This window comes from Novosphingobium sp. RL4 (assembly GCF_035658495.1).
Taxonomy (GTDB): domain Bacteria; phylum Pseudomonadota; class Alphaproteobacteria; order Sphingomonadales; family Sphingomonadaceae; genus Novosphingobium.
Map to the genome: position 1 here is coordinate 1,883,680 of NZ_CP141944.1, position 18,644 is coordinate 1,902,323.

Sequence of the window (18,644 nt, forward strand, 5' to 3'; positions counted from 1 at the left end):
TCCTCAGAGCGGCGCGAGGCGGCCCTGGATTGCTTCGCTACGCTCGCAATGACGATGAATGTGGGGCACTTGAGACCTTCGCCTCAAGATACCTGACAGGCCTCACCCCATCACTGCGCTGCTCTCATAGACCAGCCGCACCAGTTCCGCTTGCCCGCGCACGCCCAGCTTGGCGTAGAGCCGCTTGGAATAGTTGCGCGCGGTTTCAAGCGTCAGATTCATCCGCTCCGCCGCTTCGGCGATGGAGTGGCCGTCCGCCAGCGCCATCGCCAGTTCCGCTTCGCGTCGGGGCAGGTCGAAAATCTCGGCCAGCCGTTCGGCGCCATGCTCCGAGTGCGGTTGGGGCAGGGTGCAGAGCGCCACCAGCGCGGGAGCCGCGAGTGCCTCGGTATTTTCGGCCGGCATCAGCAGCGCTTCGACATGCGGCTTTTCCCGCAGCAGCAGCGGCCGCGCCTGCAATAAGCGATCATGCGCCATCTCGGTTGCCGCTGCCGCGAGCCTGCGTTCGGCGGCAAGGTCGAGCCCGAGCACACGCTCGCCGGGGCGCAACACGGCGCCGCAATGCCGCTGCCAGAATTCGGTAAGCGCCGGATCGGCCGCCAGTACGCGCGCTTCCGCATCGAGCAGCATCCAGCCCTTTCCGGTTCGCTCCAGCCCCATGGCGTTGATCCGGGCCGCGAGCCGGTCACGGTCCATGGAAACGAGATTCTCCACGGCGATCGCCACATAAGGCGCGAGGTTGGAAAGCAGTGCGCCGTCGGCTGCGGAGCAATCGCGCGCGCGGGCCATCAGCAGCCAGGCGCTATAGTGTTCTCCGCCGGCGATCCGCACCACCCGTTCGTCGCCGATGCCCAGTTTGGCCATGCGCCGGTTGCGATCGGCCCGTGCTGCCGGGTCGTGATCGATCATTTCGCCAATCGAATAGACCCGGCCCGGCCTCAGGCTGTCATAGAGGTAGCGGTCGAGATCGAACGGGCCCTGCAACTGCGATTCGCGGGCGCGTTTGCGCAAGTCCATTCCGGCGTAGCTATCGACGATTGCGGCGTGCGGACCATCGCCCATGCGAAGGATCAGGCTGACGTAATCGGCTTGGGTGCGCCGGCGCACTCTTTCCAGAAATGTCGAAAAGCGCGGATTTTCGGCATTTCCCTGAAAGAGCGGGATCAGGAGATCGGTCTCGTCGTTGCTGGTAAGGGCCATGCCCTCCCATATGGGAGGTTCGCGCGAATGTCATCCCTGCGATTCGGAATCGGGACAGTTTGAAACCCAGCCAACAGGGCACATGCCCAGGGCAGAGGAAGACCTGATGAAAACACTCACGCATCTGGAGCGTCTCGAAGCCGAGAGCATCCACATCATCCGCGAAGTCGTCGCCGAGGCTGAAAAGCCGGTGATGCTTTATTCGGTGGGCAAGGATAGCGCCGTCATGCTGCACCTTGCCCGCAAGGCCTTCTATCCCTCGCCGCCGCCGTTCCCGCTGCTCCACGTCGACACGACCTGGAAGTTCAAGGCGATGTACGAGCTGCGCGACAAGATGGCGCGTGAAAGCGGTATGGAACTGCTGGTCTACCAGAACCCCGAAGCGGCCGAGAAGGGCATCAATCCCTTCGACCACGGCGCGCTCCACACCGACATGTGGAAGACGGAAGGTCTGAAGCAGGCGCTCGACAAGTACGGCTTCGACGCGGCCTTCGGCGGCGCCCGCCGCGACGAGGAGAAGAGCCGCGCCAAGGAGCGTATCTTCTCGTTCCGCACGTCCTCGCACGGCTGGGACCCGAAGAACCAGCGCCCGGAACTGTGGAACCTCTACAATGCCCGCAAGGCGCGCGGCGAATCGATCCGCGTTTTCCCGATCTCCAACTGGACCGAGCTGGATATCTGGCAGTACATCCACCTCAACGACATTCCGATCGTGCCGCTCTACTTCGCGGACAAGCGCCCCACGGTGGAGCGTGACGGGATGCTGCTGATGGTCGATGACGAGCGCTTCCCGCTCCAGCCCGGCGAGGTTCCGGTCGAACGCTCGATCCGCTTCCGCACGCTCGGCTGCTATCCGCTGACCGGCGCGGTGGAGAGCGAGGCGAAGACGCTTCCCGAAGTGATCCAGGAAACGCTTCTCACCACCACATCGGAGCGGCAGGGCCGCGCCATCGACAAGGACGCCGGCGGTGCCGGCATGGAAGTCAAGAAGCAGCAGGGGTACTTCTGATGGGACAGAGCGACACTGAAACGGTGCAGAACGCCACCAAGGAAGCCGTCTACGTCACCGACCAGCTGATTGCGGACGATATCGACGCTTACCTCGTCCAGCACGAGCACAAGACGATGCTCCGCTTCATCACGTGCGGCAGCGTTGATGACGGCAAGTCCACCTTGATCGGGCGCCTGCTTTACGATTCGAAGATGATCTTCGAGGATCAGCTGGACGCGCTCCAGTCGGATTCCAAGAAGGTCGGCACGCAGGGGCAGGAGATCGACTTCGCGCTGCTGGTCGACGGTCTTGCCGCAGAGCGTGAGCAGGGCATCACCATCGACGTGGCCTATCGCTTCTTCAACACCGAGAAGCGCAAGTTCATCGTTGCCGACTGCCCGGGCCACGAACAGTACACCCGCAACATGGTCACCGGCGCTTCCACCGCTGACCTTGCGGTGATCCTGATCGATGCGCGCAAGGGCGTGCTGGTGCAGACGCGCCGCCACTCGTACCTGTGCCACCTGATCGGCATCAAGAACATCGTCCTTGCGGTCAACAAGATGGACCTGGTGGACTACAGCCAGGAAGTCTTCGACAAGATCCTGGCGGACTATACCGAGTTCGCGCAGTCGATCGGGATCGAGAGCTTCACCGCACTGCCGATCTCGGGCTTCAAGGGCGACAACATCACCACGCTCTCGGACAAGACCCCGTGGTACAAGGCGCCGCAGTATGCGGGCATTCCGCTGGTCGAGCATCTCGAAACCGTCGAAGTGCTGTCCTCGGTCGATGCCGACAAGCCGCTGCGCCTGCCGGTGCAGTGGGTGAACCGTCCCAACCTCGACTTCCGCGGATTCTCTGGCCTGATCGCCACGGGTTCGGTCAAGCCGGGCGACAAGATCCGCGTCCTGCCCTCGGGCAAGACCAGCTCGGTCACCCGCGTCGTCACTTATGACGGCGATCTCGACGAAGCGGTGGCCGGTCAGTCCGTCACCGTCTGCTTCGCGGACGAGATCGACTGTTCGCGCGGATCGGTGATCTCCATAGCCGACAATCCCCCGCAGAGCGCCGACCAGTTCGAGGCGACTTTCGTGTGGATGGCGGACGAGGCCATGGTTCCGGGGCGTGCCTACTGGCTCAAGCTCGGCACGCAGATGGTCTCGGCAACGGTTCAGGAGCCGAAGTACGAGGTCAACGTCAACACGATGGAGAAGCTGGCGGCCAAGACGCTGGAGCTGAACTCGATCGGCGTGGCGGAACTGACCACCGACAAGCAGCTGGTGTTCGAGGCCTATGCCGACAACCGCACGCTGGGCGGCTTCATCCTGATCGACAAGATGACCAACGCCACGGTGGCGGCGGGCATGATCCACTTCTCGCTGCGCCGTTCGCAGAACGTGCACTGGCAGGCCGTGGACATCGACCGCAAGCAGCATGCGGGCCTGAAGAACCAGCGCCCGGCAGTGCTGTGGTTCACCGGCCTTTCGGGCTCCGGCAAGTCGACCATCGCCAACCTCGTCGAGAAGAAGCTGCACCGGATGAACCGGCACACCTTCCTGCTCGATGGCGATAACGTGCGCCATGGCCTGAACAAGGACCTGGGCTTCACCGAGGCCGACCGCATCGAGAATATCCGCCGCGTGGGCGAAGTCTCGAAGCTGATGACCGACGCGGGCCTGATCGTCATCACCGCTTTCATCTCGCCGTTCCAGGCGGATCGCGAGATGGTGCGGGCAATGCTGCCGGAAGGCGAGTTCTTCGAAGTGTTCATCGACACGCCGCTGAAGGTGGCCGAGGCGCGCGACGTCAAGGGTCTCTACAAGAAGGCGCGTTCGGGCGAGCTGAAGAACTTCACCGGCATCGACAGCCCCTACGAGGCGCCGCGCAATCCGGAAATCCGCATCGACACCACGGCGATCTCGCCGGAAGATGCGGCCAACCTGATCGTCGACACCCTGCTGGGAGACGCCTGATGACGGTGGCCAACGACGGCGATCTCGCCGCGCATCTGGCGCAAGTGGCGGGGAAGATCCTGCTCGACGTGCGGGCTTCCGGCCTGTTCGAAGGCAAGTCGCTGGGCAAGGCGGGGGACCAGACCGCCAACCAGTTCCTCTGCCACGCCCTTCGCGAGCAGCGGCCCGAGGACGGGCTGCTCTCCGAAGAGGAGAAGGACAATGCCGAGCGCCTGAGCAAGGAGCGGGTGTGGATCGTCGATCCGGTCGACGGCACCCGCGAATATGGCGAGGAGCGCGCCGACTGGGCGGTTCATGTCGGCATGGCGGTGGACGGCGTGCCGGTGCTGGGCGCGGTGGCGCTGCCGGGCGCAGGGGTGGTCCTGCGTTCGGATCAGCCGGGTGAGATCCCTGCGGCGCCGGAAGTGCTCCGCATGGTCGTCAGCCGCACGCGTCCCGCCAGGGAAGCGACCGGCGTGGCCGAAGCCATCGGCGCCGAACTGGTGCCGATGGGCTCGGCCGGAGCCAAGGCCATGGCGATCCTGCGCGGGGAGGCGGATATCTATCTGCACTCCGGCGGTCAGTACGAATGGGACAGCTGCGCGCCGGCGGCCGTTGCACGGGGCTGGGGCCTGCATGTCTCGCGCATCGACGGCAGCCCGCTGGTCTACAATCAGGAGGACGTCTATATGCCGGACCTGCTGATCTGCCGCAAGGAACACGCGGCGCTGGTGCTGGAGAAGGTCAAGGACTTCCTCTGAGGACAAGCTGATCAACATTGTCGTTTAGTAGTGTCGCCGCTATGCTCGCCCGTTCAACAGCAGAAGGGGTGAGCATGGAGGCGAGAGTACGAAGGACGCGCGACCCGGTCGCCACGCGCGGGGCTATTCTCGACGCCGCGGCAAACCTGCTGGCCAAGGACGGGCCCGAGGGCGTCAGTCTTTCTGCCGTGGCCCATCTTGCAGCGGTCAACCGCGGGACGGCATACCAGCATTTCGAAACGCGCGAGAAACTGGTCGAGGCGACCATTCAATGGGTGTCTGACAAGCTGTTCCGCGCCGTTTTCGGTGATCCTGAAACGATCGGCGAACGGCGGGTGGAGGAAGTCGATCCCGTGGCGCTTACGGATCGACTGGCCGATTTCGCGATGGATAACCCGGATATCTGCCGGGTCTGGCTTCAGCAGGTGCTGGCCTCGCCGGACCCGAGCCAGGACCCGTTCTGGCGTGAGTATTGCGGCTCGCTGGGCCGTTTCGCCGCCACCGATCTTGCCGAGCCGGGAATCGATTTCGAGGTCTTCTCGGTGGTGAATCTGGCAGGCGTGTTCTTCTGGCCGATCCTGGCGCGCTCGAGTGCGGGCGGGGAAGCCGAACGGCGCGAGCTTTCACGTCGCTATTCCCGCGAAATTCTGCGACTTTCGATGTATGGCGCGATGCGTTCGCGAGCCTTTCCCAAGGTTGCCGATCTGCTGGCCGCGCAAGGGGTGTCGGCCGGTTCGTGAGACCATGATACCCTGCCCGTGATGTGACTTCGCCAAGGCGATGCCGTGCCCTGGCGGCATTGACGCAGGGCGGCATTTTCCCTTTCAGCTTGGACCTGAAACGTCGCAGGGGCCGCCATGCATGGCCGCCCGGACTGACAGGGAGTTTGCCATGTTTTCCGCTATCGTGATCGACAAGAACGATGAGGGCCAGACCGTCACTCTGCAGCAGCTCGACGAAGCTTCGCTGCCCGAAGGTGACGTGACGATCGACGTTGCATTCTCGACGCTCAACTTCAAGGACGGCCTTGCCGTCACCGGCGCTTCGCCTGTCGTGCGCAAGTTCCCGATGGTGCCGGGCATCGATCTGGTCGGCACCGTATCCGATAGCAGCCACGCCGATTGGAAGGCCGGTGACACCGTCGTGCTCAACGGCTGGGGCGTTGGCGAAGGGCACTGGGGCGGCCTCGCGCAGAAGGCCCGCCTGAAGGGCGACTGGCTGGTTCCGCTGCCTTCGGCATTCACGCCGGCGCAGGCCATGGCGATCGGTACGGCCGGCTATACCGCTGCGCTTTGCGTGGATGCATTGGTGGACTGGGGCGTGACGCCGGATCAGGGCGAAGTGCTTGTCACCGGCGCCACCGGCGGCGTGGGCTCGGTTGCCATCGCCATCCTCAAGAAGCTCGGCTTCTCGGTTGCAGCGCTGACCGGCAAGGCGGCAGAGGCCGACTATCTCAAGGCACTCGGCGCCGAAACGATCATCGACCGTGCGGAACTCGCCGAAAAGGGCAAGCCGCTCCAGCGCGAGCGCTGGGCCGGTGTGATCGACACTGCCGGCAGCCACACGCTGGCCAATGCCTGCGCGCAGACGAAGTACGGCGGCGCGGTTGCCGCTTGCGGCCTGGCGCAGGGCTTCGACCTGCCGGCTACCGTCATGCCCTTCATCCTGCGCGGCGTTGCGCTGCTGGGGATCGACAGCGTGATGGCGCCCAAGGCCAAGCGCCTCAAGGCATGGGATCGCCTCGCCAAGGATCTCGACCCTTCCGCGCTCGAAACCATCGGGCAGACCATTGCCCTGGGCGACGCCATCGAGGCTGCGAAGAAGTTCATGTCCGGTGAGGTCAAGGGCCGTTACATCGTCGACGTGAACGCCTGACGCAGCCCGGAACGGCGGCCGGTTTGAGGGAACCGGCCGCCGTTCCGACCTTCATGGGAGAAGGAAGGGGGCACGATGCGCCTTTCCGCAGGATACGACGAGGACGGCATGGTCGAGGTCACGGAAGGCTTGTCCATCGCGCGCGGGATCGCGCTCGAGGACGAACAGGGCATCGGCCCGCTCACGCTCGGGGGTTTCGTTCGCGAAGTGACCGCACGCCATGGTCCGGCGGAAGCGGCGGTCATCCATCTGGAAGACCGGGTGGAACGCTGGACTTACGACGATCTCTGGGCACGATCGATGGAAGTGGCCCGCGCGCTCATGGCTTGCGGCGTCGGCAAGGGAACGCGCGTCGGCGTACTGGCAACGAACCGGCTGGAATTCCTTTCAGGCGTGTTCGGGACGGCCCTTGCGGGCGGCGTCGCCATGACGGTGAGCACGTTCTTCACCCCGGCCGAACTCGAAACCGTGCTGCAGATGGGCGGATGCTCGGTCCTGCTGCTCGAACGCCGCGTCCTCAAGAAGGACTTCGCGCAAATCCTCGTCGATCTCGAACCGCAGATCGGCTCGGCCGCGCCCGGCGAAGTGGCTTCGACAAGGTTCCCGTTCCTGCGTCATCTCGCGGTGATCGACAGCGATGAGGGGCTCGGTGCGATCGAGGGCTGGAGCACGTTCCTTGCCCGCGGCGATGCAATCGATCCCGCGCTTGTCGATGCGGCTGCCGCCTCCGTTCAGCCCAGCGATCCCGGAGTGCTGTTCTTCTCGTCCGGGTCCACCGGCAAGGCCAAGGGCATCCTTTCCGCCCATCGCGGGGTCTGCCTGCAGCTTTGGCGCTGGCCGCAGTGGTACGCCGTTACCGAGCCGCCGCGCACATGGTCGGCCAACGGCTTCTTCTGGTCGGGCAATTTCTCGATGGCGCTCGGCGGAACGCTCGGATCGGGCGGGTCGCTGGTGCTCCAGCGCTGGTTCGATGCGGCGGAAGCGCTGACCCTGATGGAAGCGGAACGGGCCACGATGATGCTCGCCTGGCCGCATCAGTGGGCCCAGCTCATCGCCGCGCCGAACTACGAGAGCGTCGATCTTTCGGCGATGCACTACATCGACGCTGCTACACCTTGTGCGCAGCACCCCACGATCAACACCCGGTGGCGCGAGCCGGCGCAGGCTTTCGGCAATACCGAGACGTTCACCCTGATCTCCGTCTTCCCTTCGGGCACACCGGAAGAAGTGGCGGGCAAGTCCCATGGACTGCCGACTGCGGGCTCCACGATCAAGGTCGTCGATCCGCTCACAGGGGTGACGATGCCGCTTGGCGAGCGCGGCGAGATCGCCGTGAAGGGCCCCACGCTGATGCTGGGCTATCTCGGCGTGCCGCTCGACGAGACGCTGGACGGCGAAGGCTTCCTGCGCACGGCCGACGGCGGCTACATCGATGCGCAGGGACGCCTGTTCTGGGAAGGCCGCCTCAACGACATCATCAAGACCGGGGGCGCCAACGTCTCCCCGCTGGAGATCGACGAGGTTATCCGCGCCCATCCGCAAGTGAAGGTGTCGCAGACGGTCGGCGTGCCGGACGAACTGCTGGGCGAGCTTGTCGTCACCTGCATCGTTCCGGTGGAAGGGACCAACCCCGAAGGTGCCTCGATCCGCGATTTCGCGAAGGAAAAGCTCGCCAGCTACAAGGTGCCGCGCCGCATCCTGTTCGTTGCCGAGAGCGATCTCAAGACAACCGGCAGCGCGAAAATCAAGACGGCCGACTTGCGCAAGCTCGCCGCCGAACGACTTGAGGCCGAAGGCGCGCTGGGCTGAACCGGAGAAAGACGCGATGGCAATGCAGGCACCCGATTTCGCCGACTGGCTGGCAATCTGCAATCTCAAGGCCTTGTACTGCCGCCTGCTCGACACCAAGGACTGGGACGGCTGGGCAAGCCTTTTCACAGAGGACTGCGTAATCGACACGAGGCCGGCCGGCGGCACCGTCGAGGAAGGGCGGGACCGTTTCGTGAGTATGGTGCGCCAGTCGCTATCCGATGCAAAGACGGCACACCAGATTCACTCGCCCGAAATCACGATCGACGGTGATATCGCGCAAGTCGTCTGGGCCATGCAGGACCGTGTCATCAAGGGCGACTTTGCCCTGACGGGCTATGGCCATTATCACGAGACCTGCGTGCGAACCCCGGACGGCTGGAAGATTGCCCGGCAAACGCTTTCGCGTCTGATCGTGGACATGGCCGCGTCGCCGGGGGTGTAGCGGCAGGATGTAGCGCCGGGGCGGTCGATTGCAGGCCTGCATGAATTCGCTCGCCAATACTAAGCACGCCTACTAGTTTGCTGCCGATGGAACGCAGGATCGGCACCGTCCTTTCGCAAGTGGCGCGCTTGATGCGCCGTTCTTTCGATGAGCGGGCGAGGGCGATAGGAGTCACCCGTCCGCAGTGGCAGGTGCTCAGCGTGTTGCACCGCATGGAAGGCATCAACCAGGGCGGCCTTGCCGAAATTCTCGAAGTCGAACCGATCACGGCCGGGCGCATGATCGATCGCATGCAGGATGGCGGCCTGGTGGAACGCCGGGCGGATCCGGCGGACCGGCGGGCCTGGCGGCTCTATCTCACCGCGCGCGGCTGCGAACTGCTGGAACAGCTCCAGCCGTTGGCGGAGGAAACCGCCGATCTGGCGCTGGAGGGACTGCCCGAAGGGGACAAGGAGCGTATGCTCGAAATGCTGGAAAAGATGCGCTTGAACCTGACGCGCAACCGCGCGTCGGACGCCTCCGGCCAAGGGTGAACAGGGCAGCGCGAAGGCATCGCCGGGACGCTCCCGTCGAACCATCGTGGCCGCGATAGGCGGCGGCTTGCGCAAGGGTTAGTGTTCAGGAAATCGTGCCGGCAAGGATCGGCACTCGAAAGCCGTAATCTGGGAGGATGCGTGGGTAAGACGATCGTGATCACTGGCGCCGGGGCGGGGCTTGGCCGCGCATTGGCAAGGCGTTTCGCCGGTGAAGGGGAAACCGTGATCCTGCTGGGCCGCACGCTGTCCAAGGTGAAGGAACTGGCCGAGGAGATCGGGGGCACTGCCATGGCGGTGGAATGCGATGTCGCCTCCGCCGATTCCGTGCGCAAGGCTTTTGTCGCCATTGCCGAAAAGCACCCCCGGATCGATGTGCTGATCAACAATGCCGCGATCTATGAGCCGTTCACGGTAGCCGAGGCGACCGACGCCCAGATCGACGGTATCATCGCCACCAATCTCAACGGCCCGATCTATTGCTGCCGCGCGGCCATTCCGATGCTGGAAAAGGGCGGCCAGATCATCAACGTGGGCAGCGAATCCATCGCCGTGCCGTTCGTGATGCTCTCGCTCTACCAGTGCACGAAGGCGGCGCTCGAACGCTTTACCGAGGCCCTGGTCGAGGAACTGGAACCCGCCGGCATCCGCGTGACCACCGTGCGCGCCGGGCCGATGTACGAGGCCGGCAAGACCGCGCCCGGATGGAACCCCGATGCGGCCATGCGCTTCCACCAGGGATGCGCGGCCAACGGCATCGACCTGCGCGCCCGCCCGATCTCGAATACCGAGAACGTGACTGGTGTGTTCCGCTCCGTGATCGACCTGCCGGCCGACGTGCGCGTGACCCACGTGTCGGTCGGAGCGAGACACCCATGAACGACGCCCAGCTTCTGCAAGACCCTATTTCCGCCAAGGATCAGACGATGACCATTCTTCCCGAAGCCAAGCTCTTTATCGACGGCCAACTGCGCGGCGCCAGCAATGGCGGGACGTTCGACGTCGTCAGCCCATGGACCGGTGAGCCGGTGGGCAAGGCGGCCGACGCCACGGCCGACGACGTGAATGCCGCGATCGCCGCCGCGCGCCGCGCCTTCGACGAGAGCGACTGGTCGACCAACATCGAGAAGCGCGTGGCGCTGGTGAAGAAGTACCGCGACCTGTTCGAGGCTGCTCGTCCGCGTCTTGCCGAACTGGCGATCAACGAAGCCGGCGCGGCGCAGGGTGCGGTCAGCCGCGCCCATGTCGGCATGGCGATGGACGGCTGGGACGATTACATGGCCGTGTTCGACAATCTCGAATGGGAAAAGGACTACGGCGAGAAGTCCGCCTTCGGCATGGTTCACAAGCGCGTCGGCGTGCGTGAAGCGATCGGCGTGGTCGGCGCGATCACGCCCTGGAACGTTCCGCTCTATGTCAACATCGGCAAGATGGTGGCCGCGCTGCTGGCGGGCTGCACGGTGATCCTCAAGCCCGCGCCGGACACGCCGGGCATGGGCGCGATCTTCGGGGAACTCGCGAAGGAAGCCGGCTTCCCCGATGGTGTCATCAACGTGGTGTTCGGCGCCGATCCGGCGCTGGCGGGTGAAATGCTCGTCACCGATCCGCGCGTCGACCTGATCTCGTTCACCGGCTCCACCGGCGTCGGCAAGCGCATCATGGAGCAGGGCGCGCCCACGCTGAAGCGCGTGTTCCTCGAACTGGGCGGCAAGTCGGCCAAGATCGTGCTGGACGATGCTCCGAACTTCGCGATGGAAGTGGGCATGGCGATGCTGGTGTTCCATGCCGGGCAGGGATGCGCCGTGCAGTCGCGCCTGCTGGTTCCGCGCAGCCGCTACGAAGAGGCCAAGGCGATCCTCAAGGGAGCCTACGGCAACTTCGGCGACAACTGGGGCGATATCGCCAATCCGGCGCACATCATGGGCCCTGTCATCTCCCGCCGCCAGATGGAGCGGGTGAAGAGCTATATCGATCTCGGCCAGGAGGAAGGCGCAACCTTGCTCGCGGGAGGCAATATCCGTCCGGACAAGGGCGGCGGCTACTTCGTGGAGCCCACTTGCTTCGCAGACGTCACCAATGACATGCGCATCGCCCAGGAAGAGATCTTCGGTCCGGTGCTGGTGGTGATCCCCTATGAGGACGACGATGACGCGGTGCGCATTGCCAACCAGAGCTCCTATGGCCTATCCGGCGGTGTAAGCTCGGGCGATCTCAATCGGGCGATTGGTATCGCCAAGCGCGTGCGCACGGGCTCGATGAGCATCAACAACGGCATGTGCATTGCCGGCGATATTCCCTTCGGCGGTTACAAGGCCAGCGGAATGGGTCGCGAATGGGGTGTCGAAGGCATTGAGGAGTTCACCGACGTCAAGATCCTCGCCTGGCCGGTCGGCCAGGTCCAGGCGGCCTGACGTCGCGAAACCCGGTGTCATAGGCCCGGCTTCGGTGGGACCTCTTTCGGAAGAGTCCGGACCGGAGCCGGCAGTGCCGGTTTCGGAAGGCGGGCAGGAGCAGGGCATCATCGCCCTGCCGCCCCGGCTCGCCGCCGCGGTGACCGATGCCAGCGCCGCGGTGAGCCACAACCTCCACGGTCAGAAGCTCGGCCGGAAAGGCCGGATCACGCGCGAACGCATTCTCGCAGCGACGATTGAACTGGTCGAGAACTCCGACGAGCCGGTCACGCTGGGTGCGGTGGCGCGCGCGGTGGGGCTCGGCATGACCTCGCTCTACAACTACTTTACGGACCTGACCGAACTGCTGCTGGCGGTGCTCGAACCGGTGATGGGGACGGCGCAGGAAGACTACTTCGCGTTGGTGCGGCCGTATTGGGCGGACGACGAACTGGGACCGGCGTCCATGACGTTCGTGCGGTCCTACCACGATTTCTGGTCGCGCCACACGGGGCTGCTCCACTTGCGCAACTCGATGGCGGACCAGTTCGACATCCGCATCATGCACCAGCGCGTCAATTCGACGCGGCCGCTGATCGGGCTGATGGTGGCGCAGATGGACCCTCGCGGCGTGCTGGGAGACACAGCGGTTCTGATGGCGACCACGCTGATGACGGGTATCGAACGTTCGATCACCCTGGCCACGGACAGAAGACTCCACCGCGTGCTCGGCACCTTGCCGGGGAGGCGGGAAGAGAGCCTGCTCGAAATCAATGCGCGGCTCATCGAACTGGCGATCCGCGATACGCGGGAGCGGGCGAGGGCCGAAGGCTGAGAAGCAGGCTGTTTTCGCGATTTACGGTTGCGAATGCAAGCAGGGCGGGAGATCGCTCTCCCGCCCTGCCTGCATTCTCCGGATCAGGGCTGGAGTTCAGCCCTTGCCGCTGCTGCCGGCACCCTTGCCGCCAACGCCCTTGAGATACCGCTCCATCCCGCGGATGTAGTCCGGGTTGAGCATGAGAGCACTGTTGGCCATGCGTTCGACATGGCGGGCAGAATCGCGCCCCACTTCGGCGCAAAGCTCGATCGCGACTTTCGCCGCGCCCATCTGTTCCGGGTTCTGTTTGGCAAGATGGCGGCAGAAGTCCATGACGTCGTCCTCGAACGTCTCGTCCTCATAGACCTGATGCACGAGGCCCATGGTCAGGGCCATGTCCGCCGGGGCGGGCTTGTTCGCCATGATGAGCCAGCGCGCCCAATGCGGCCCGCAGATGCGTGTCAGGCGCGAGACCCCGCCGGACGCCGGAAGTACGCCGAACAGGCCTTCGGGGAAGGCATAGGCGGCGCTTTTCGCGGCGAGGCGGAAGTCGCACGAGAGGCTCATCTCCAGTCCGCCGCCGACGCACATGGCATGATGCGCGACAACGAAGGGCTTTTCGATATGCTCGATCTCATCCCACAACTGCTGCATGTTGTTGAGATTGAGCCGGTGGTTCTCGCGAATGCCGCGCGCGCTGCCGCCGGTGGAGACGGGTGAGACGATGTTCTGGTTGCCGCCGCGCAGGTCCGCGCCGGAACTGAAATACCGGCCTGCCGAGCGGATCAGCATCACCTTGAGTTCGGGCGTCTCGCGAAAGTGCAGGACCGCCTCGGTGAGGAGATCCATCATCTGCCGGCTGATGGCGTTGAGCTTGTCGGGCCGGTTGAGCGTGGCGATCAGGATTCCGTCCTGTTCCTCGGTCAGAAGGTGCGGTGCTTCTTCGGTCATCGTATGTCCTTCGGTTCCGCGCCTTAGTTACGCGAGCGCGGCAGGCCGAGGCCTTTTTCCGCGATCATGGAACGGTGCACCTGGCTGGTGCCGCCGTAAATGGTCGTCCCGTGCGCGTGGCGATAGGCGAGGTTGAGCGCATTGGCGGCCCCCTTGCGCTTGGACAGCGAATAGGGCGCCGTCAGGTCGAGCAGGTCGCGCGAGTCGGTGATGAACAGTTCGGACGAGAACATCTTCGCCATCGGGCCATAAGCGCCGTTGCCCTTGCCGTGCACCTGCGTCCAGTTCGCGCGGTAGGCGATCAGTTCCGAGGCCAGCACATTCGCGTAAGTGCGTGCCAGCCTGCTCTGCGCCTTGGCGGTCTCGATCAGCTTGCCGCCGCCGGCCACGGGAATTTCCTTGCAGAGTTCGACGGCGTTTTCGAGCATCGCCCGTTGCACTTTGGCGAAACCGCCGCCGTGTTCGAGTTCGAGGCTGGCCGCCATGGTCCGGCCGCCGGCATTGATGCCGCCCAGGCGCCAGGTGTCGGGAATGCGGACGTTGTCGTAGAAGGTGATGTTGGTGCGTTCGTCCATGAAGGTGTGGACACCCTGAACGGTGACACCCTCAGCCTTCAGCGGCACGATGAACATCGTCAGGCCCTTGTGCTTGGGCGCATCGGGATCGGTGCGGCAGAGCATCAGGACATAGTCGGTGAGGTTGGCGCCGCTGGTCCACATCTTGGTGCCGTCGATCCGCCAGGAACCGTCGTCAAGCTGGGTCGCCTTGCACTGCGCGGCGAACACGTCCGATCCGCAGCCGGGCTCCGAATAGCCGAGCGAGCAGATCGCCTCGCCGGCCATGACCTTGGACAGCACGTCGCGCTTCAGTTCGTCGGTGCCGAAGCGGTACATGATGAGCGCCACCATCTGCGCGACATTGGCGACCGGATTGTTCCAATGCTCTTCCTCGAAGGCATCGCGCGCGGCGGTAACCGCATAAGGGCTGAGGCCGCGCCCGCCGATATCCTTGGGCAGTTGCAGGTAGGCGAGGTTGGCCTCCACCAACTGCTTGTGGATGACGGGATTGTGGCCTTCCCATGAGAAGTGGAACTTCTCGCGCTGTTCATCGGTGACGTTCTTGGCGAAGAATTCGCGGATTTCCTGCTGGATTGCGCGGGCATCCTCGCCCAGGTCGAATTCGACCGGCACATCGCCCACGTCGGGCAGGCTGGCCGCTTCGCCGGCGTAGAGACGGCGCCCGGCTTCGGCCAGCCAGTCCTCGGGGTCGCCCGCAACGAGCGGCCAGGCCTTGGCGCGCAAGTTGTAGAGGTGGACGTCGTGTTCGGTGGTGAGGCCGATGCCGCCGAAGGTCTGTACGGCATGACGCACGGTGCGCCCGGCCGCGCCTGCCGCATACCATGCGGCCAGCGATATCTGCGCGCCGGCTGCGGCTTCGCCGTCGGCGATCGAGCGCATGGCCTTCCACGCCAGGAACTTGGCGGAATCGATCTCGCAGATGAGATCGGCCATCGGGTGAGACAGCGCCTGGAAGGTGCCGATGAACACGCCGAACGCCTTGCGTTCTCCCGCATATTCCGCAGCCATCGTCAGCGCGGCGCGGCTGAGGCCTGACAGTGCCAGCGCCATCAGCAGTTTCCATTCCTCAAGGCCGGCGGCGAAGAGCGCCAGGGCGTCCTTGCCGCTGCCCAGCACCGCTGCGGGCAGAGCCGAAAGGTCGAGTTCGGCGATCGCCGTGGAAGCGAGACTGGGTTCGGCGATCCGTGCTTCGTCGGGCACTGTGACGAGAACGACGTCGTCCCCCTTGCGGGCAATCACCGCGCCGGCAACGAGACCCCCCGCGACCCATTGCCTGGGGAACTGCGCGATGTCCTGCATGGCGATGGTCACGACCGTTTCGCCGCCGACTGCGCTTGCAAGCAAATCATCTTGGCCGCCCAGCAGGCCGAGCAGGCGGGTTGCCACCAGGGCTTCCGCGAGCGGGCCGGAGGCGAGCGTGCGACCGGCTTCTTCCATCAGCAGGCCGGCATCGAACAGGCCAAGGCCCATGCCGTCCGCTTCTTCGGGAACGCGCATGGCGAACGCGCCGAGTTCGGCGAGGCCGGCCCACATCGCGGCGTCGAAGCCGTGCGTTTCCTGTGCCTTGCGCACATGGGCGGCGCTGGAGTTCTCGTCGAGGAAGCGCGCGAAGGTTTCGCGCATCATGCCCTGTTCGTCGGTGAGGTCGAAGTTCATTTCAGGCTTTCCCCGGGGCTTTTCGTTTTTGGTGTTTCCCGGTCCTCATCATACCTCGCGGCTGCATTCAATCGGTGCGGCTATGCAATCGCACGCGCGATAGCTGGCGGCCTCATCCGGACGCGCTGCGATCACGCTGGCCGGTGGGAAGGGGGAAGCATACGCTCCATGCTCAAGGCGCCGTGAAGATGCGCCCGCCGGAACCGATCCGGTCCGGCAATCAGGACGGGAGTGCTGAAATGCAGATGAACGACATGGTGCTGATCAGCGTTGACGATCACATCAGCGAGCCGCCGGACATGTTTCGCAACCACCTGTCGGGTGCCGCGCTGGAAAGCGCTCCGAAGCTGGTCCAGGATGAGAATGGCAAGGATCTCTGGGTCTATCAGGGGCAGAAATTCCCGTCCGTGGGGCTCAATGCCGTGGTCGGCCGCCCGTTCGAGGAATACGGCATGGAGCCGACCTCGCTCGATCAGCTGCGCGCCGGTTGCTATGACGTGCATGAGCGCGTGAAGGACATGGACGTCAACGGCGTTGCCGCATCGCTCAATTTCGGCAGCGTGTTCGACTTTGCCGGCGGGCGCCTTCACCGGGTGGCGGACCGCGATCTCGCCAGGGTGCACATGAGTGCCTACAACGATTGGCATATCGACGAGTGGTGCGGCGCCTATCCGGGGCGTTTCATCCCCTGTGCGATCCTGCCGACCTGGGACATGGATGCGACCCTGACCGAAATGAAGCGGGTGTCCGACAAGGGCTGCCATACCGTCTCGATCAGCGAAAACCCGACCTGCCAGGGCTTGCCGAGCATCCACAATGCCTATTGGGATCCGTTCTACAAGGCGATCAACGATCTCGACATGACGATCTGCCTCCATATCGGCGGCGGAAATCCGGCACCGCATGCCTCGATGGAAACGCCGATCGAGGCGTGGATTTCCACCATGCCGATGTCGATCGCCTATGCCGCGTCCGACTGGCTCCAGCTTGAGGCGCTGCACGAATATCCGGACTTGCGAATTGCCCTTTCGGAGGGCTCGATCGGCTGGGTGCCCTACTTCACCGAACGCGCGGATTTCTCGAACTGGCGGCACAAGGCCTGGACCAATTCCCGGTTCCAGAAGATGAAGCCGAGCGAGATGTTCCGGCGTCACTTCCTGAACTGCTTTATCGACGATGCATTCGGTCTCCAGAACATCCGCTTCATCGGCGAGGACAATATCGCCTACGAATGCGATTATCCGCATTCCGATACGCTTTGGCCGGAAGTGCCGGAAAACCTGTGGCCCTCGATCAACCACCTGACCGAGACGCAGATCGACAAGATCACGCATGGAAACGCCATGCGCTGGTTCCGTTTCGATCCCTTCGAACACTTCACGCGTGAGGAACTGACCGTGGGCGCGCTGCGCGAAAGGGCGAAGGCGGCCGGTGTCGATACCCGTCCGAAGTCTTCCGCGGGCGAGCGTCCTGTCGATGCGGACGAGACCCGCCCCGTCACCTCGGGCGACATCATGAAGATGTTCATGCGCCACGAGGATACGGGCCGCAGTGCAAGGATGCAGAAGGCCTGAAGCCCGCAGGGCAGGCATTGCAATCGGCATGAGAAAAAGGCCCCGCAAGCGAACTTGCGGGGCCTTCGGTTCTGATGGTGCGACCCGATCAGGCGCGCATCATGCGGCGTGCGGAAGCTGTTCCGGTTCGGCGGCGACAGCGGGATCGGGCAGGCAGTGGCGCATGGCATCGCTCAGCGATTGCAGCAGGGCCTCCGGGTTCACCCTGTCGTCCTTGCCGTAGATCAGGCTGATGACCAGCGGGTGCCCTTCGGGTTGACGCGGGACCAGCCCGGAAAGGGCTTCCGCGCCGCTGCCGAAGCCGGCAACGCCGAACAGGTAGCGCGGATCGCGGCAGGCATCGATGCGGGCCATCATGTCGGAGAACTGGAACTTGGACTGTTCGTCCGCTTCGGCGTTGAGACGGCGCACCATGCCTTCGCAGCGCTGGCGGGTGATCGTCGAAAGCATGAGCATGCCGGCGGCGTTGCGTGCCAGCGGTTCCTTGAGGCCGCCCGCCAGTTCGCGGGTTGCGGCAAGTGCGCGCGGACCATGGCGCCAGTTGACGATCTGGGCGTCAAGGCCGACCATCGAGGTGAGGGCGACCGAGAGGCCGGTCTGTGCCACCAGTCGGTCCATCAGGCGAACGATGCGGCCGTCACGCACGAGTTCGGGCTGTCCCGAAGTGCCGATCAGCGCGGCGCGGGGCGTGAGGCTGTAAGCGCGCGAATAGGGGTCCTTGTGAAGAAGTCCCAGTTCGACAAGGCTAGAAAGCAATTCGGAAGTGCTCGATTGCGGGCGGTTGTAGCGCCGCACGATATCCATGACGGTAGCTTCGCGGTGGGCATCGTCGAAATATTCGAGCACTTCGATGACGCGGCGGGCGATCTTCGCCTTGTTCGATGACGTCGTCTTTCCAGGCATGAGGTCTCTCCTCCCTCAGGTGTGGTTGCTGTGAACTCACTTCTCTCCGCGAGTCGGTCTCTATAAAACTGAGCCTGACTCGTTTTTTGCTAAGCTTGGTTATCATCAAGCTGGTGATGCTTCAATAGGCTTCGCACACGCGATGGAGGATCACTCGCACGGGAAATGCGGGAACCTTGGAAATCTGCGCATTTTTGGACGAAACT

At 64.2% G+C, this 18,644-nt stretch carries 16 protein-coding genes; 12 read left to right on the top strand and 4 right to left on the bottom strand.

All coding sequences use genetic code 11. The annotated features are described in order from the left end of the window. Positions 1-102: 102 nt before the first annotated feature. Complete coding sequence (locus tag U9J33_RS09155) at positions 103-1,200, bottom strand: helix-turn-helix transcriptional regulator (protein WP_324694660.1); 1,098 nt, start codon at positions 1,198-1,200, stop codon at positions 103-105. A gap of 106 nt (positions 1,201-1,306) precedes the next feature. Between U9J33_RS09155 and cysD the strand changes: the two genes are divergently transcribed. From cysD to U9J33_RS09210, 11 genes are all read left to right on the top strand, one after another. Continuing rightward, on the top strand, positions 1,307-2,209 hold the full coding sequence (gene cysD / locus U9J33_RS09160; RefSeq protein WP_054441720.1) for a sulfate adenylyltransferase subunit CysD: 903 nt from the start codon (positions 1,307-1,309) through the stop codon (positions 2,207-2,209). Beyond that, entirely contained in the window at positions 2,209-4,167 is a 1,959-nt protein-coding gene (cysN, locus tag U9J33_RS09165; protein WP_054441454.1) for a sulfate adenylyltransferase subunit CysN, read from the top strand. Before cysD ends, cysN begins: the two co-directional genes overlap by 1 nt. Then, a complete protein-coding gene (locus U9J33_RS09170) occupies positions 4,167-4,907 on the top strand; it encodes a 3'(2'),5'-bisphosphate nucleotidase CysQ (protein ID WP_132468733.1) in 741 nt (246 codons plus the stop codon). The genes cysN and U9J33_RS09170 overlap by 1 nt, the downstream gene beginning before the upstream one ends. Before the next feature lie 74 nt (positions 4,908-4,981). Continuing rightward, a complete protein-coding gene (locus U9J33_RS09175; protein WP_054441457.1) occupies positions 4,982-5,647 on the top strand; it encodes a TetR/AcrR family transcriptional regulator in 666 nt (221 codons plus the stop codon). Between the two features lie 151 nt (positions 5,648-5,798). Then, positions 5,799-6,782, top strand: coding sequence for an MDR family oxidoreductase (locus tag U9J33_RS09180; protein ID WP_054441459.1), 984 nt, complete (start codon positions 5,799-5,801; stop codon positions 6,780-6,782). A gap of 75 nt (positions 6,783-6,857) precedes the next feature. Further along, positions 6,858-8,591, top strand: a complete 1,734-nt coding sequence (locus U9J33_RS09185; RefSeq protein ID WP_324694664.1) for a class I adenylate-forming enzyme family protein — start codon at positions 6,858-6,860, stop codon at positions 8,589-8,591. A 22-nt stretch (positions 8,592-8,613) separates the two neighbouring features. Continuing rightward, a complete protein-coding gene (locus U9J33_RS09190) occupies positions 8,614-9,036 on the top strand; it encodes a nuclear transport factor 2 family protein (RefSeq protein ID WP_185998806.1) in 423 nt (140 codons plus the stop codon). A gap of 86 nt (positions 9,037-9,122) precedes the next feature. Beyond that, a complete protein-coding gene (locus U9J33_RS09195; protein WP_054441723.1) occupies positions 9,123-9,569 on the top strand; it encodes a MarR family winged helix-turn-helix transcriptional regulator in 447 nt (148 codons plus the stop codon). Between the two features lie 141 nt (positions 9,570-9,710). Continuing rightward, positions 9,711-10,448, top strand: coding sequence for an SDR family oxidoreductase (locus U9J33_RS09200; protein WP_324694666.1), 738 nt, complete (start codon positions 9,711-9,713; stop codon positions 10,446-10,448). Between the two features lie 47 nt (positions 10,449-10,495). Then, entirely contained in the window at positions 10,496-11,980 is a 1,485-nt protein-coding gene (locus U9J33_RS09205; protein ID WP_185997582.1) for an aldehyde dehydrogenase family protein, read from the top strand. A gap of 73 nt (positions 11,981-12,053) precedes the next feature. After that, positions 12,054-12,794 carry a TetR/AcrR family transcriptional regulator gene (locus U9J33_RS09210; RefSeq protein WP_231636192.1) on the top strand — a complete coding sequence of 247 codons (741 nt, stop codon included), beginning with the start codon at positions 12,054-12,056 and terminating at the stop codon, positions 12,792-12,794. Between the two features lie 96 nt (positions 12,795-12,890). Here the strand turns inward: U9J33_RS09210 and U9J33_RS09215 are convergent, their stop codons facing one another. Together U9J33_RS09215 and U9J33_RS09220 are read right to left on the bottom strand one after the other, a co-directional pair. Beyond that, complete coding sequence (locus tag U9J33_RS09215; RefSeq protein WP_324694670.1) at positions 12,891-13,727, bottom strand: enoyl-CoA hydratase/isomerase family protein; 837 nt, start codon at positions 13,725-13,727, stop codon at positions 12,891-12,893. 23 nt (positions 13,728-13,750) lie between these two features. After that, positions 13,751-15,961, bottom strand: a complete 2,211-nt coding sequence (locus U9J33_RS09220) for an acyl-CoA dehydrogenase (RefSeq protein ID WP_324694672.1) — start codon at positions 15,959-15,961, stop codon at positions 13,751-13,753. A gap of 239 nt (positions 15,962-16,200) precedes the next feature. On the opposite strand from U9J33_RS09220, the gene U9J33_RS09225 reads away from it, so the two are divergent. Continuing rightward, positions 16,201-17,535: an amidohydrolase family protein gene (locus tag U9J33_RS09225; protein WP_324694674.1), complete on the top strand. Its 1,335-nt coding sequence runs from the start codon at positions 16,201-16,203 to the stop codon at positions 17,533-17,535. A 99-nt stretch (positions 17,536-17,634) separates the two neighbouring features. Here U9J33_RS09225 and U9J33_RS09230 read toward each other — a convergent pair whose 3' ends face one another. Next, positions 17,635-18,438 (bottom strand): helix-turn-helix domain-containing protein, encoded by an 804-nt coding sequence (locus tag U9J33_RS09230; RefSeq protein ID WP_054441468.1) that lies wholly within the window; start codon positions 18,436-18,438, stop codon positions 17,635-17,637. Positions 18,439-18,644: the final 206 nt, after the last annotated feature.